Source organism: Paenibacillus sp. EKM10P, assembly GCF_011800655.1.
Lineage (GTDB): Bacteria > Bacillota > Bacilli > Paenibacillales > Paenibacillaceae > Paenibacillus > Paenibacillus polymyxa.
On the sequence record NZ_JAALET010000001.1, the window covers coordinates 353,816 to 367,033 of the forward strand.

Sequence of the window (13,218 nt, forward strand, 5' to 3'; positions counted from 1 at the left end):
TGTGATGGAGGATGCAGCGTGGCTGTTTCTGATTTTCAGAAGAGAAAGTATTCTTTCATGATAGGAGAAGGGTGATCTTATGGTGTGGAAAACGGCGATCCTAACAGCCAGTGATAAAGGGGCAAGGGGAGAGCGTGAGGATACAAGCGCACAGGTCATCCGGGAACTCGTCGAAGAAGAACTGGGCGGAGAGATTGTGGAATACCGGATCGTTCCCGATGAACCGGATGAGATTATTGCGGCTTTAATCGAAATGACCGATTATTTTCATGCAGACTTGGTGCTAACTACGGGCGGAACCGAACTGGCGATCCGTGATGTGACACCTGAGGCGACCAGACGGGTCGTGGAGCGGGAAGTGCCAGGTATGGCGGAAGCCATGAGAATGATCGTGATGCAGAAAAATCCGGCGGCCATGCTTTTTCGTGGAATCGTGGGGATACGCGGACGTACATTGATTGTTAATTTGCCAGGAACGCCCAAAGGCGTGCATGAAAACTTGGCAGCAATTATGGATCAGCTCCCGGAAGCGCTGCTCATGGTGACAGGTCAGTTCCGGTAGAAGGCAGCCCGTGTGTGTGGTATGATACCTGTAAGAATTTATATGGCCGTATATGGACAGAGGTTCTCATTTTGTCCGTCAACATAAGGAGGATTACTACACATGCCCAATATTGGAGCACCGGGTTATATTTTGTTAATTATTCTGGCGCTGCTGCTTTTTGGTCCGAACAAGCTGCCTGAGCTGGGCCGAGCTGTAGGGCGTACATTCCGTGAATTTAAAAACGGGGCACGCGATATCTTATCTGAAGATGAACGGACTGGGCGTAAAGAAAGCAAAGATAGTGTGGTCCAAGCAACACAGACGACGTCTTCAGAAGTTCAACCTCAGCCTGAGGATAAACGCTTGTCATAGATTTAGTTATTCATTTTTGCTGCTTGTATAATATACATGAGCCTCTTCTTCAGTGAAGGGCTTTATTTTTTAGGAGGCGCTGCTGCGTTCCGTTCAGAAAGGAGGAATAGGCTTGACCCCATCAGAGCATGAAATGCCGCTAATGGAACATCTGGGTGAGCTTCGTCGACGAATAATTTATGTGCTGATTGTATTTGTATTGGCGCTGGTTGGTGGATTGTTCGCGGCGGGTTCTGTCTATAACTGGCTTATTCGCTCCGGTTCGGCGCAAGCTTTTCAGTTAAATGCATTTTCCTTTTGGGACGGAATCGGTATCTACATGAAGATCGCCATGATCATTGGGATTGCAGTGGCGTTACCATTTGCATGCTACCAATTGTGGAAGTTTGTCAGCCCGGGATTAAGGCCGCAAGAACGGAGTGCAACCTTGCGATATGTGCCTTATGTGCTGCTTTTGTTCATTATTGGTGCAGCTTTTGCTTATTTCATTATTTTCCCGATGGCGATTCAGTTTACATCGTCCGTCACCAAAAGTATGGGATTGCAGGAAACGTACGGTATTGCACAATATTTCACCTTTATGTTTAATATTGTGTTGCCTGTAGCGTTGCTGTTTGAACTCCCCCTGCTGATCATGTTTCTGACAGGGATTCGTGTATTAACCCCGATGAGGCTTCGCAAATGGCGGAAGATTTCTTATTTCCTGCTTGTTTTTGTCGCTGTTGTTATCACTCCGCCGGATTTTATATCCGATTTTTTGGTGGCGATTCCGTTGCTGGTGCTGTATGAAGCGAGTGTATACTTGTCATCAGTCGTGTACCGCAAGCAACTGCGTGCACAGGAGGAACGGGAGGCCCAATTGCGTGTAGCTGCGGAATAATAAGCAGGGCCTGAACGGCTCAATAACTAATTTCTCTAAAATTGATCAACATAGCTGTCTTAAAAATAACCATTAGCCTTGAGTTAACGGTTATTTTTAGGATAGGTGGATATAATCGAGAATGGCTGCCCATAAAAATTCCCATAAAAAATACATTAGGGACTTGAAATTCAATCTCAAGTTGAGTATCATAAAGTTGGTTGTTAGCACTGACGACTGTTGAGTGCTAATACATACAACATAACAACCAAATTACAGGATAAACACTTAATAAGGAGGCTATTTTTCATGATCAAACCTTTGGGTGAACGCGTATTGGTGGAAGCAATTGAGCAAGAAACAACGACTTCCTTCGGAATCGTACTTCCTGACTCTGCCAAGGAAAAGCCGCAAGAAGGCAAAATTATCGCGGTTGGCGCAGGCGCATTGAAAGACGGTGCCCGTATTCCTCTGGAAGTAAAAGAAGGCGACCGTGTCATTTTCTCCAAATACGCTGGAACGGAAATCAAATATGAAGGTAAAGAATATTTGATTATGAAAGAAAGCGATATTCACGCGATCATCGGTTAACCGGAACCCGGACAAGACCTAAATATAGGAATTGAAACAAATCATTCATAATCCATAGGGAGGTTTATCACAAATGGCTAAAGACATTAAATTCAGTGAAGACGCTCGCCGCTCCATGCTGCGCGGGGTAGATGCATTGGCTAACGCTGTTAAAGTAACACTCGGACCGAAAGGCCGTAACGTTGTACTGGAGAAAAAATTCGGTAGCCCGCTCATCACTAATGACGGTGTAACGATTGCAAAAGAAATCGAGCTGGAAGACGCGTTCGAAAACATGGGCGCTCAACTGGTTAAAGAAGTAGCAACCAAAACAAACGATGTAGCTGGTGACGGTACGACTACGGCTACTGTTTTGGCTCAAGCCCTCATCACTGAAGGTTTGAAAAACGTAACTGCTGGCGCAAGCCCAATCGGTATCCGTAAAGGGATCGACAAAGCGGTTAAAGCAGCAGTTGCTGAACTGCAAGCTATCTCCAAACCAATCGAAAGCAAACAATCCATTGCTCAAGTAGCTGGTATTTCCGCTGCTGATGATGAAGTAGGCGAACTGATCGCTGAAGCTATGGAAAAAGTGGGCAAAGACGGTGTCATCACTGTTGAAGAATCCCGCGGTTTTGCAACAGAACTGGAAGTAGTTGAAGGTATGCAGTTTGACCGTGGCTACATTTCTCCGTACATGATTACAGATACGGACAAAATGGAAGCTGTACTGGACAATCCATATATCTTGATTACTGACAAGAAAATCACAAACACACAAGAAATCCTGCCATTGCTTGAAAAAATCGTACAACAAGGCAAGCCACTCGTTCTGATCGCTGAAGACATCGAAGGCGAAGCGCTGGCTATGCTCGTTGTCAACAAGCTGCGTGGTACATTCAATGCTGTAGCTGTTAAAGCTCCTGGCTTTGGTGACCGTCGTAAAGCAATGCTGCAAGATATCGCTGCCCTGACAGGCGGCCAAGTAATCACAGAAGAACTCGGTCTGGACCTGAAAACAGCTTCTGTGGACCAATTGGGTACAGCACGTCAAGTGCGTATTACAAAGGAAAACACGATTGTGGTTGACGGTGCTGGAAACAAAGCCGACATCGACGCTCGTGTTAGCCAAATCCGTACGCAATTGGAAGAAACTACTTCCGAGTTCGACAAAGAGAAACTGCAAGAGCGTCTGGCTAAATTGTCCGGCGGCGTAGCAGTAATCAAAGTCGGTGCGGCTACTGAAACAGAATTGAAAGAACGCAAACTGCGCATCGAAGATGCTCTGAACGCAACCCGTGCTGCGGTTGAAGAAGGTATCGTATCCGGTGGTGGTGTAGCGCTCCTGAACGTATACAATGCAGTTGCTGCTGTTGAGCTGCAAGGCGACGAGCAAACAGGCGTCAACATCGTGTTGCGCGCTCTGGAAGCTCCAATCCGTACAATTGCTGCTAATGCAGGCGAAGAAGGCTCTGTTATCGTTGAGCGTCTGAAACGCGAAGAAGTAGGCGTTGGTTTCAACGCAGCTACTGGCGAGTGGGTAAACATGATTGACGCAGGTATCGTTGACCCTGCGAAAGTAACTCGTTATGCATTGCAAAACGCTGCTTCCGTAGCGGCTATGTTCCTGACTACTGAAGCAGTGATCGCTGACAAGCCAGAACCAGAAAAGGCTGCAATGCCTGACATGGGCGGCATGGGCGGAATGGGCGGCATGATGTAATAAACCAAAAAACCCTTGTTGCACCAAGGGTTTGATGGATTGCTATATTGATTTGTTAACATTTTGTTAACTCTGATCAGATTTTTTTGAGGCTCTCATTAGTTCGCTGAACTTTTGAGCAGCCTCTTTTCTTTTTGGCTTAGTTATATGAAGATATATTCTGCGTGTTATCTCATCGTTTGCATGTCCTAACCGCTGCATGATTTGTTCAAGAGTGGCTCCGGCTTCAGCTAATAGTGATGTATGAGTGTGGCGAAGTGAGTGGGGGGTAAGATCGGGATTTAGGCCAGCTAGTTTTAGTAATCGCTTCATCCGAAGTTCAACCATTTTTATTACTTGAGGATATCCAGCGAATTTACCGATTCTTGCGAATATGAAACCTTGGTCGTGATAAGTTTTTGGTCTTTTTGATTTCTCTATTTGTTGAATGGTTAACAAGTTTTGGAATCCTATAATGATTTCGTGATCAACATCTATTTCGCGAACCGATGATACAGTTTTAGGTGTGTTGAGTTTGTAAAGAGCGTAATTATTATTTGGGTTATATAGAGTTTTCGTTATTCTTATCTTGTCATCTTCGAAGTTGACATCCAGTCTTTTTAATGCACATAACTCACCGACTCTCACGCCTGTATAGGCCAATGTATTAAAGGTTTCAAAATCATTATCCAATCCATGGTCTTGAGCGATCTGTAGAAAATGGACGAGTTCATCCCTTTCTAAATACTTAGGTAGCTCGTTATTTTCTTCAAGCTCTTGGACTGTTTTCTGACGCTTAGGCACAAAAGCAGTTGATGTAGGATCTGTTTTCAAAGCCCCAATTTTTAAACCGTATGAAAATATCATTCTGCCGGTTGAGTGTACACCTGATAACGTATTGTCTGCTAGTTTATTCTGTAGACTTATGAGTGCATCCTGATACATTTGTTCAGTGATTGAAGCTGCATTGAGCTTTGCAAAGAATGGTGACAAGTTTTCTTTTTCATTAGTTCTGATTCGGATCGTACCATCTTTTTTTGGTTTACCATGAGAACTATAATATTTCAACCACTTGTCCGCTAATTCTTCAAAAGTCGCTTTGGTTTCTTCTTTGAATACGCCTCGATTTATCTCGGACAGCATATCCGCGGCGGCAGCTTGCGCTTCTTTTTTAGTCTTAAACCCGCCTTTTCCCTTTTGCTTTCTTTTACCTGTTTTCGGATCAGTACCTATGCTAATCATAAATGACCAGGTTGACCCTCTTTTATAGAAACTTCCTTCCAATTTCTAACACTCCTTTTATTGTCTGAAATGCCCTACATAAACTCCACAAACTATAAATTCATTTGGTGTCACCTCCATGGACTGATAAGAATCATTCTCTGGAACAAGGTTAAATTTTGCAGAACCTTCAGACCATTTCATTCTCTTTAAAATGCCTTCTTCGCCGTTAACGATAACAGCAACGATTTGTCCATTGAATTCCGCCCAGTTTTCTCTCCTCATGAAAACAATGTCGCCATCATTAATGCCTGCATTGACCATAGAATCACCTTTTACTCTTAGAGCATAGTCTGGTTGTTTTTGTTTCATAAAAGGATAGTTTATGTATTCTTCAATATTGTTTTCTGCAATTATCCCGTCACCAGCACAGATTGATCCGATCAGAGGTATCGGTTTTGCGTATTTGACTAGAGTCAAATACTCTCCTAGTTTTGGAGAATACTTATTCAATATATTTTCAAGAGTATTAATTACGTCATTCTTTTGTTCAATGTTAAGATCGCCACGCAGATACTCAGATTTAATATCGTCTAAAGTAGCATGGGAAAACAAATCCGCAGTCTGTGGATCGACGAATAAGCTAACAATTTCTCTATGTAAGTCTTTATCAACATTTGTAAATAAGAACACTTTATCAATAAGGGCATAAATTCGGTTGTCGAGTTCCTCGTTTTCGTTCATGAAATTAGCAAGAAACGTCTCATGATTTTCTTCTAACCCCTCGAGATAACCCGCCACTTTCATTAGTTCACCGTATGTAACCCCATCCAGATGACGAGAAATTTGCATAAGAGTGTTAGGCAAAGGTAACTGCGCATTCTTTTCAATTCGAGTGAGAGTGGCAGCCGAGATTCCACTCTTGTCAGCAAAATCTTTCTTTGTTTTATAACCGCTTGCAAGTCTTTTTTCTTTAATAATTTCACCTATTGTTTTTTCGCTCATTGCCTTCAAAAATCTCCCTTCATCTAATGGCTAAAGAAACTATAACATAAATATTGCGTGCACGCAATTATTTACCCAAAACATATTGCGCGCTCGTAATCGCTGTAATATACTTAAATTGCGAGGACGAAATTACAAAATAATAAATTGCGAGGACGCAATTCAAGGGGTGATACAATGAAAAAATTCGTCGTCCGACTAAAAGTTAAAGAGCTAATGAAAGCTCAAATTGATAAGGATATCACTACGGATAGAGAACTTGCTGATCTGATGAATGTGAATCTTACTCAAATTTGGAGAACTAAACTTCCTGTAGATGATGAACGCCATAATGCACCTGGTAACCAGTTCATAGCTGGTGTGATGGAAGTCTTTGGCGGGAGATTCGAAGACTATTTTTACATTGAAGAAGTTGAAGATGTGAAAAAGAAAAAGAAGAGCGTTCCAGCATTAACCTAAGTAGAAACGAGGTGTATGTAATGACAAAGACGAAAAAAAAGCATTGGGATGAACTCCCAGACAGTTTGACTGCTCAAGACATTGCTGATTTTTTTGGACTAACCCGGCGTACTGTTTATGACATATTCGACCTTAGTCCTTCACATGGTGGCATCCCGAATTATTTCATAGGCACTTCCCGTCGCGCGGATAAAGAAGATGTAAGAGCGTGGAAAGATAACTTAAAACAAAAACACCTTAAAAATTTTGCTTGAGGGGAGAAACAGTATGACTCAATTAGTATTCATTGAAAATGGACAAACCGTCACAGACAGCCTCACAGTAGCGGAGGTATTTAAAAAGGAACACAAACATGTGCTACGGGATATCAAATCACTTGAGTGCAGCGAGGAATTTATAGAGTCCAATTTTGGACTCATTGATTACACTGATTCACGCAATCGTACACAACAAAAATACATTATCTCTCAAGACGGTTTCTCGTTCTTGGCAATGGGCTACACAGGAAAAGAAGCTGCACGCTTCAAAGAAATGTACATCACAGAGTTCAATCGGATGAAGGAAACGATGAGTAAGCCGCCTGTACTTGATTCCAACGCTGCTATCGCCATAGCACTTCGCCAGACTGCTGATGTAATGGACAAGCTTCCACAGATTGAAAGCCGTATGGATAGGATCGAAAACACTACAACGATTGACTATGGACAACAGCGAGCCCTTAAAAAAGCTGGTAGTTCAAGGGTGGTTGGGTTTCTTGGAGGAAGAAAATCAGCAGCTTACAAGCACAGCGGCATTCGTTCTAGCGCATATTCTGCTTTGTGGAACGACTACCAAGAATACTTTGGCATTAACTCTTATAACAACACATTGAAGAAAGATTGTGAGCGGGGCTTAAAGTATGTAGCCAGTTGGACGCCGCCTAACAATCTAATGATCGAGATTGAAGAAACGAATGGTCAGAAGTTATTTTAATTCCCTATTAAGAAAGGAGAATGATTATGCACGACGCACAAAAACGGTTAAACGAACTTGAAAATATGTACGATACATTAGCAAATAACCCGAGTTGGGTTCATCCAGAAGTATCTCAAGCATCTTTTGGCTGGATGCTTAAAGAGATTTTGGACTTGCGCGTTGTATTGGGTGTCTCATGATTACTTGCGGATGCGGAACTGAGGCAAAGTATCTGGTATACGAACATGAGGAACCACATTGTAAGGAATGCATGCTAGATGCCGTTGAATGTAAAAATCAGGTCCTAGTGAGGGTGATGGATGATGCATATGCAAGTAAGGTGCAAAGGCAGTAGTAGTTACGCGGATCTGTGCGCTTTATCCCAAGTAGGCGGACAAGCTATAGAGCATCCGAACGGAACTGTGATTTTCAAATTCAGCAGCGATGTAACATATCAGGAATATCGTCGAATTAGACGTGAGCAGAAGGAGGGGGCCAAACGTGAAAACGCCGTTAGAACAAGCTATCCGGGTTCTGGAGGAGCTTCAAGCTGATACGGAGATACGTGGTAAATCGCTCAATAACATCGTAGAGCCTTTGCTTATCTTCAGGGACGGAAAGTTACAATATGTGCTTGAAGCTCTGTATGACGTGCGTAATGCCATAGAAAGTGAAACGACCCTGGGTGCAACCAGAGTCGAATCGAACGAATTAATAAACATTTCACGGTCACTATAACAAAATTTTAGGAGGATGTAAATATGAGTTTTGACGATCAACAACCAATTGACTACCAAAATTACTTACCAGAGGCGCCGCCTTCCTTTAGATCGACAACTACAGAAATGGCAGTGACACGCCAAACAGAAGAAGTAAAAGCTGCTATTTTCATGGCTAAGCAGTTCCCACGGGATCAACAGGCATCTTTTAACCGTATCATGCTCTCTTGTCAGCGGAAGAAGCTTGCAGAAGAAGCGGAATATGAATATCCGAAAGGTGGTAGCAAGGTTTCTGGTCCATCTATCCGACTGGCTGAGGTTTTGGCGCAGTCCTGGGGGAACATTGACTATGGGTTGATTGAGCTGGAGCAACGGAACGGTGAGTCAAAGGCTATGGCCTATGCATGGGACATTGAAACGAATACACGCCGTCAAATCGTTTTTACAGTCAAGCACGAGCGCAAGGCGGGCAGCACCACAAAGCAGCTCACTGAAGCACGTGACGTTTACGAGGTTGTAGCTAATATGGGAAGCCGTAGGATGCGTGCATGCATCCTTGGGGTAATCCCGGGAGATATAGTAGATGCAGCACTGGCAAAATGCCGTGAAACGCTTGTTAACGCTTATACAGAACCGCTTGCGGATCGTGTACGAAAGGCGTTCCAACAATTTCAAGAAAAATACGGCGTGAGCAAGGAAATGATTGAAAAGTATATTGGTTGCTCTCAAGATGCTTTTACGGAAAATGACTATTTGCGTATCGGTAATGTATGGCGGTCCCTAAGGGACAACATGGCGAAGCGCGAAGACTATTTTGACTTTGGGGCGGTCCATGTTCCTAGCGCTGCTGAATTGGAGTTTAAGGCGCAACAAGAAGCGGAAAAAGCAAAGGCGGACGGTGATCCTGATGCTGCTGAATGAAGAAAACTATTATTCTCAGGAAGCCAACCTAGCCTATTGGAGTAACAGCCAGTATAAGGAGTTCCGGGACTGTGAAGCGCGAGCTATGGCTAGGCTTCAAGGCTGGACAGAACCAGCTACAGATGCGCTTCTAGTCGGCTCCTATGTGCATGCCTATTTTGAGGGACCAGAAGCTTTTCAAAGATTCAAAGATAGTAACCCTGAAATAATTTCCTCTCGTGGTGGGACTAAGGGAAAACTAAAATCGCAGTTCCAATATGCTAACAAAATGATAGAAACCATAGAGAATGATGCGCTTTGTATGTTTGTTCTGCAAGGAAAAAAAGAGGTCATTATGACTGCCAATTTTGCGGGAGCTAATTGGAAAATCAAGATGGATAATTACGCGCTGGAGCGCAACCGATTTTCAGATATCAAAACAGTTCAAGAAATTCATAAGGAATCCTGGGATTCAGAGAATGGTTATGTGTCATTTGTTCAGCAGAATCATTATGTAACTCAAATGGCTTTGTATGCGGAGATTGAGCGAATTGTTCAAGGGCGCGACGGATGGATTGAACCTATTATTGTCGCGGTATCCAAGCAGGACCCGCCAGACAAAGCGGTTATAGGGATAAATGGTTTTGACATAAAACGTGAACTTGAAGGTATAGCGGCGAACATGCCGCACTTGATCGAAGTCAAAGCGGGCTTAGTAAAACCACACCGTTGCGAACGCTGCCGTTATTGCCGGGAGACGAAACAACTTAACCAAATAATCCACTATTCGGATTTGATTAATAGATAAAGGGGATACCACATTGTTAAATCGAGTGATATTGATTGGGCGTTTGACCAAAGATCCTGAATTACGATATACACCGTCTGGTGTGGCGAATTGCACATACACCCTAGCAGTGGACAGACCTTTCACAAATCAGGATGGCGAACGGGAAGCGGATTTCTTGCAGGTCGTAACTTGGCGGCAGCTTGCCGAGACGTGCGCTAATTATCTGAAAAAAGGGCGCCTAACCGCTGTAGAAGGTCGGGTTCAAGTGAGGAACTATGAAAACAGTGAGGGAAAGCGTGTTTACGTCACTGAAATTGTGGCTGATAACGTCCGGTTCCTTGAATCAAGCAAGAATGATAGTGCTGGTAGACAGCAGGCCGGGTCCAAAAATAACAATGATCCATTTTCCGATGATGGAAAACCAATTGATATCGCAGACGAAGATCTTCCTTTTTAGAGATTGGAGGCATGCAGCATGATACAGTACGGATTTCATCCAGCTCCTAAACCAGCCAAAAGCAAACGTGTGAAGCTCACACAGAAGCAGAAAGGCGATATAAGCCAGCAGGTAGATAAGCAGCTTAAAGCGCGGTCACATGGGCTCTGTGAGCTTTGTGACAACGCACTGGCTACCGAACGAGCTCACTTGATCGGTAGGAAGCATATTAACCATAAAACGAGAGTAACGGACTTATTACATTTATGCACGGCATGCCACGACTGGCTTGATGAAACGCCAGAAGGAATACGGGCTAGAAGGGCGATGGCAACGCTGGTTAAATCAGCAAAAGAATAGCGGGTGGTGAAATGAAAGAGGCATATTACTTCTCTCATGACAGTAACGCCCGTCACGATCCTAAGATTACCGCCATGCGAGGTGTCTATGGATCGGAAGGGTACGGGTGGTACTGGATTCTAGTAGAAATGATGAGGGAATCTAACGGATACAAATTGGATATGCGATCGAAATACGCTTACTATGCGTTCGCATCACAAATGCAATGCGATTCTGAAACGGCGCATAAATTCATACAAGATTGCATAACTGAATTTGACCTTTTTGCAGCAGATGCAACGCACTTTTGGAGTGCTTCATTGCTTCGAAGAATGCAGGAACGGGAACGGAAATCGGAAAAAGCTAGAAAATCAGCAGAAGCACGATGGGGCAAAAAAGCCGCGCCAGATAAGGGTTCTTCCGAATCGACCGAAAATGATAAATGCGATTTGGATGCGAACGCATATGCGGACGAATCAAAAAACGATGCTTTAAAGGAAAGTAAAGTAAAGGAAAGTAAAAGAAATAAAAATGATTTAAAAGATATGTACTCTGATGAATTTGAATCATTCTGGAATGAATACCCGAAAAAGATCGGAAAGAAAGATTGCTATAAAACATGGCAGAAAATCATTAAGGCAGGAGAGCGACCGGAGACTATTATTCAATGTGCAATTAATTACTGTGTTCAATGTCTGCAACTCAAAACAGAATCTCAGTTTATCAAGCATCCTAAAACCTTTTTAAACGAGGATAGATACAAAGATTACCTGGAAGGAGGTTCAGCATTTGGACATCAACAATCTCAACCTTTCAGCGGAGGACAAGCAACTCCTGCAAAACATGATGCAAACGGTCAAGCACAAGCCGGCCAGGACAGTTGGTCGTTCACCGATAGCGGAAGCAATCAACAAGATCGGCTCGGAGCGGAAGGAGATTCCCACGGATCCACGGGCGCCGGTTCGAAGTACGACATGTTTGTTCGCAGATAGCGAGTTTGAGGGTGTGTACTGCTGCATCAAGTGTCGCCAGCAGATTAAACGAACCTATTTCCCACCTAAGAAACAATGGGGCCTTAATCGGGCATGTAAATGCGTACAGGAAGAAAGCGAAAAGGCACAGTTAGAAAGTGACCGAAGGCACCGCAGAGGGCAAATGGAACGTGTATTTGCGAGAAGCATAATGAACGAAGAGCTTAAACGAGCGTCCTTTGAAAGTTTCTTGCCACGTACAGGCACGGAACAGGTGTATAAAGCGGCGTTAGACTTTATTGATACCTACGAGACCCGAGAGACCGGATTGTTGTTCTACGGGGATCCTGGGAACGGGAAAAGCCATTTGATGGCGGCTATACACCATGAGTTGAATCGACAAGGTTATGTTTGCTTGTTTTTGGACGTACCTCAGCTCATGAAACTAGCAAAAACAGCTACTAGATTCGATTCAAAAATAAACTTAACTGACGTAATCAATGGCGCTGTATCGTGCGATTTGTTGACGTTAGATGAATTAGGAGCTGGGGACTTGCTGGCGGATGAATATAAGGACGTACTGTTCCCTATTCTTAACGGCAGACAAGGTAAAAAGACTAATATTACATCCAATCTTGACTTAGACGAATTGGAGCAATGGCTATTTAAAGATAAGTGGGGGAACGTCATTGATAAGAAAGGCCGACTATTTGACCGCATCTTGAAAAGCTTGGATATCTACCACAATACCGGAACATCAAAACGGCGTGAAGACGCTATGAAACGCATACAGCAAGGCTCATAGTCCAATAAGAAGGGAAGAAGATACCCTATGACCAGGGATGAAGTAATAGCTAAATGGAATAGTATGAAACCACAAGAGCGAGATATATGGGTTGCTACGGCTGTGATGGGATATAAGGCGGATCGAATCAGACCGGGGATGATCATTAACAGTAAAGGTTATTCAACGTCACCAGCAATGTACAGCACTGACATAGGCGCAGCATGGGAAGTATCACAAAAATATCCGATCATGAAACTGACCAGAACAAAAATCTTTGAAATAAGCCTAGCGGAGTACATCTGCACGTTTTGGAATGATGCAGATTCGGGTCCAATTGAAGTGCCTGCCACAACGGCGCAGGAAGCGGTATGTTTAGCAGCTCTAATAGCCGTATTAACCCAAGGAGAGGGGATAGAGGAATGAAAAAGGATATAGAAAAAATAATCGAAGACCTGAAACAAGAACGGGAAGAGTACGGAGAACGAATCGTATCCTTATCCCATGCCTATGACAGTGCGCTAGAAAAGCTTTGTGATTTGGTCGGACAAGAGTTTGTTGCTTACGAGGATAGCTATTAATTCAGCCCCTAA

General features: G+C 43.6%; 21 protein-coding genes. 19 read left to right on the plus strand and 2 right to left on the minus strand.

Annotation, left to right across the window (positions count from 1 at the left end; all coding sequences use genetic code 11):
• Positions 1-79: 79 nt before the first annotated feature.
• The 5 genes from HFE01_RS01325 to groL all read left to right on the plus strand — a co-directional run bounded on the left by HFE01_RS01325 (position 80) and on the right by groL (position 4,068).
• Positions 80-562 (plus strand): MogA/MoaB family molybdenum cofactor biosynthesis protein, encoded by a 483-nt coding sequence (locus HFE01_RS01325; RefSeq protein ID WP_013369877.1) that lies wholly within the window; start codon positions 80-82, stop codon positions 560-562.
• Positions 563-664: 102 nt separating this feature from the next.
• A complete protein-coding gene (locus tag HFE01_RS01330; RefSeq protein WP_044785777.1) occupies positions 665-916 on the plus strand; it encodes a twin-arginine translocase TatA/TatE family subunit in 252 nt (83 codons plus the stop codon).
• A 112-nt stretch (positions 917-1,028) separates the two neighbouring features.
• Positions 1,029-1,796, plus strand: a complete 768-nt coding sequence (gene tatC / locus HFE01_RS01335) for a twin-arginine translocase subunit TatC (RefSeq protein ID WP_016821197.1) — start codon at positions 1,029-1,031, stop codon at positions 1,794-1,796.
• 288 nt (positions 1,797-2,084) lie between these two features.
• On the plus strand, positions 2,085-2,366 hold the full coding sequence (groES, locus tag HFE01_RS01340) for a co-chaperone GroES (protein WP_007429271.1): 282 nt from the start codon (positions 2,085-2,087) through the stop codon (positions 2,364-2,366).
• Between the two features lie 73 nt (positions 2,367-2,439).
• Positions 2,440-4,068 (plus strand): chaperonin GroEL, encoded by a 1,629-nt coding sequence (gene groL, locus HFE01_RS01345; RefSeq protein ID WP_016821196.1) that lies wholly within the window; start codon positions 2,440-2,442, stop codon positions 4,066-4,068.
• A 66-nt stretch (positions 4,069-4,134) separates the two neighbouring features.
• Here the strand turns inward: groL and HFE01_RS01350 are convergent, their stop codons facing one another.
• Together HFE01_RS01350 and HFE01_RS01355 are read right to left on the minus strand one after the other, a co-directional pair.
• Complete coding sequence (locus tag HFE01_RS01350) at positions 4,135-5,331, minus strand: tyrosine-type recombinase/integrase (RefSeq protein ID WP_167438276.1); 1,197 nt, start codon at positions 5,329-5,331, stop codon at positions 4,135-4,137.
• Between the two features lie 15 nt (positions 5,332-5,346).
• A complete protein-coding gene (locus tag HFE01_RS01355; protein WP_167438275.1) occupies positions 5,347-6,273 on the minus strand; it encodes a helix-turn-helix domain-containing protein in 927 nt (308 codons plus the stop codon).
• A 177-nt stretch (positions 6,274-6,450) separates the two neighbouring features.
• Between HFE01_RS01355 and HFE01_RS01360 the strand changes: the two genes are divergently transcribed.
• From HFE01_RS01360 to HFE01_RS01425, 14 genes are all read left to right on the plus strand, one after another.
• Entirely contained in the window at positions 6,451-6,732 is a 282-nt protein-coding gene (locus tag HFE01_RS01360) for a hypothetical protein (RefSeq protein WP_019686451.1), read from the plus strand.
• Positions 6,733-6,752: 20 nt separating this feature from the next.
• Positions 6,753-6,986, plus strand: a complete 234-nt coding sequence (locus HFE01_RS01365; RefSeq protein WP_152380804.1) for a helix-turn-helix domain-containing protein — start codon at positions 6,753-6,755, stop codon at positions 6,984-6,986.
• Between the two features lie 13 nt (positions 6,987-6,999).
• Entirely contained in the window at positions 7,000-7,704 is a 705-nt protein-coding gene (locus HFE01_RS01370; RefSeq protein ID WP_167438274.1) for a Rha family transcriptional regulator, read from the plus strand.
• Positions 7,705-7,730: 26 nt separating this feature from the next.
• The gene (locus HFE01_RS01375) at positions 7,731-7,886 is read left to right on the plus strand and encodes a hypothetical protein (RefSeq protein WP_167438273.1); all 156 of its coding nucleotides are present in this window, start codon (positions 7,731-7,733) and stop codon (positions 7,884-7,886) included.
• 129 nt (positions 7,887-8,015) lie between these two features.
• Positions 8,016-8,240 (plus strand): hypothetical protein, encoded by a 225-nt coding sequence (locus HFE01_RS01380; protein ID WP_207714825.1) that lies wholly within the window; start codon positions 8,016-8,018, stop codon positions 8,238-8,240.
• The gene (locus tag HFE01_RS01385; protein ID WP_167438271.1) at positions 8,188-8,424 is read left to right on the plus strand and encodes a hypothetical protein; all 237 of its coding nucleotides are present in this window, start codon (positions 8,188-8,190) and stop codon (positions 8,422-8,424) included. The genes HFE01_RS01380 and HFE01_RS01385 overlap by 53 nt, the downstream gene beginning before the upstream one ends.
• A 23-nt stretch (positions 8,425-8,447) precedes the next feature.
• Complete coding sequence (locus HFE01_RS01390; protein ID WP_167438270.1) at positions 8,448-9,326, plus strand: hypothetical protein; 879 nt, start codon at positions 8,448-8,450, stop codon at positions 9,324-9,326.
• Positions 9,313-10,113 (plus strand): PD-(D/E)XK nuclease-like domain-containing protein, encoded by an 801-nt coding sequence (locus tag HFE01_RS01395; RefSeq protein WP_167438269.1) that lies wholly within the window; start codon positions 9,313-9,315, stop codon positions 10,111-10,113. Before HFE01_RS01390 ends, HFE01_RS01395 begins: the two co-directional genes overlap by 14 nt.
• A 13-nt stretch (positions 10,114-10,126) precedes the next feature.
• Positions 10,127-10,552, plus strand: a complete 426-nt coding sequence (gene ssb / locus HFE01_RS01400; RefSeq protein ID WP_167438268.1) for a single-stranded DNA-binding protein — start codon at positions 10,127-10,129, stop codon at positions 10,550-10,552.
• 18 nt (positions 10,553-10,570) lie between these two features.
• Positions 10,571-10,891 carry a hypothetical protein gene (locus HFE01_RS01405; protein ID WP_164964727.1) on the plus strand — a complete coding sequence of 107 codons (321 nt, stop codon included), beginning with the start codon at positions 10,571-10,573 and terminating at the stop codon, positions 10,889-10,891.
• An 11-nt stretch (positions 10,892-10,902) separates the two neighbouring features.
• A complete protein-coding gene (locus HFE01_RS01410; protein ID WP_167442844.1) occupies positions 10,903-11,862 on the plus strand; it encodes a DUF4373 domain-containing protein in 960 nt (319 codons plus the stop codon).
• Positions 11,849-12,646 (plus strand): ATP-binding protein, encoded by a 798-nt coding sequence (locus HFE01_RS01415; protein WP_167442845.1) that lies wholly within the window; start codon positions 11,849-11,851, stop codon positions 12,644-12,646. The genes HFE01_RS01410 and HFE01_RS01415 overlap by 14 nt, the downstream gene beginning before the upstream one ends.
• 63 nt (positions 12,647-12,709) lie before the next feature.
• A complete protein-coding gene (locus tag HFE01_RS01420; RefSeq protein ID WP_243208115.1) occupies positions 12,710-13,051 on the plus strand; it encodes a BC1872 family protein in 342 nt (113 codons plus the stop codon).
• Complete coding sequence (locus HFE01_RS01425; RefSeq protein ID WP_167438265.1) at positions 13,048-13,206, plus strand: hypothetical protein; 159 nt, start codon at positions 13,048-13,050, stop codon at positions 13,204-13,206. Before HFE01_RS01420 ends, HFE01_RS01425 begins: the two co-directional genes overlap by 4 nt.
• Positions 13,207-13,218: the final 12 nt, after the last annotated feature.

What these genes read in the sequence shown, in the direction of transcription:
- HFE01_RS01325 (WP_013369877.1), top strand. Translation starts at nt 80, where the DNA reads ATGGTGTGGAAAACGGCGATCCTAACAGCCAGTGATAAAGGGGCAAGG.
- HFE01_RS01330 (WP_044785777.1), top strand. Translation starts at nt 665, where the DNA reads ATGCCCAATATTGGAGCACCGGGTTATATTTTGTTAATTATTCTGGCG.
- groES (WP_007429271.1), top strand. Translation starts at nt 2,085, where the DNA reads ATGATCAAACCTTTGGGTGAACGCGTATTGGTGGAAGCAATTGAGCAA.
- groL (WP_016821196.1), top strand. Translation starts at nt 2,440, where the DNA reads ATGGCTAAAGACATTAAATTCAGTGAAGACGCTCGCCGCTCCATGCTG.
- HFE01_RS01355 (WP_167438275.1), bottom strand. Translation starts at nt 6,273, where the DNA reads ATGAGCGAAAAAACAATAGGTGAAATTATTAAAGAAAAAAGACTTGCA.
- HFE01_RS01360 (WP_019686451.1), top strand. Translation starts at nt 6,451, where the DNA reads ATGAAAAAATTCGTCGTCCGACTAAAAGTTAAAGAGCTAATGAAAGCT.
- HFE01_RS01365 (WP_152380804.1), top strand. Translation starts at nt 6,753, where the DNA reads ATGACAAAGACGAAAAAAAAGCATTGGGATGAACTCCCAGACAGTTTG.
- HFE01_RS01370 (WP_167438274.1), top strand. Translation starts at nt 7,000, where the DNA reads ATGACTCAATTAGTATTCATTGAAAATGGACAAACCGTCACAGACAGC.
- HFE01_RS01375 (WP_167438273.1), top strand. Translation starts at nt 7,731, where the DNA reads ATGCACGACGCACAAAAACGGTTAAACGAACTTGAAAATATGTACGAT.
- HFE01_RS01380 (WP_207714825.1), top strand. Translation starts at nt 8,016, where the DNA reads ATGCAAGTAAGGTGCAAAGGCAGTAGTAGTTACGCGGATCTGTGCGCT.
- HFE01_RS01390 (WP_167438270.1), top strand. Translation starts at nt 8,448, where the DNA reads ATGAGTTTTGACGATCAACAACCAATTGACTACCAAAATTACTTACCA.
- HFE01_RS01395 (WP_167438269.1), top strand. Translation starts at nt 9,313, where the DNA reads ATGCTGCTGAATGAAGAAAACTATTATTCTCAGGAAGCCAACCTAGCC.
- HFE01_RS01405 (WP_164964727.1), top strand. Translation starts at nt 10,571, where the DNA reads ATGATACAGTACGGATTTCATCCAGCTCCTAAACCAGCCAAAAGCAAA.
- HFE01_RS01410 (WP_167442844.1), top strand. Translation starts at nt 10,903, where the DNA reads ATGAAAGAGGCATATTACTTCTCTCATGACAGTAACGCCCGTCACGAT.
- HFE01_RS01420 (WP_243208115.1), top strand. Translation starts at nt 12,710, where the DNA reads ATGAAACCACAAGAGCGAGATATATGGGTTGCTACGGCTGTGATGGGA.
- HFE01_RS01425 (WP_167438265.1), top strand. Translation starts at nt 13,048, where the DNA reads ATGAAAAAGGATATAGAAAAAATAATCGAAGACCTGAAACAAGAACGG.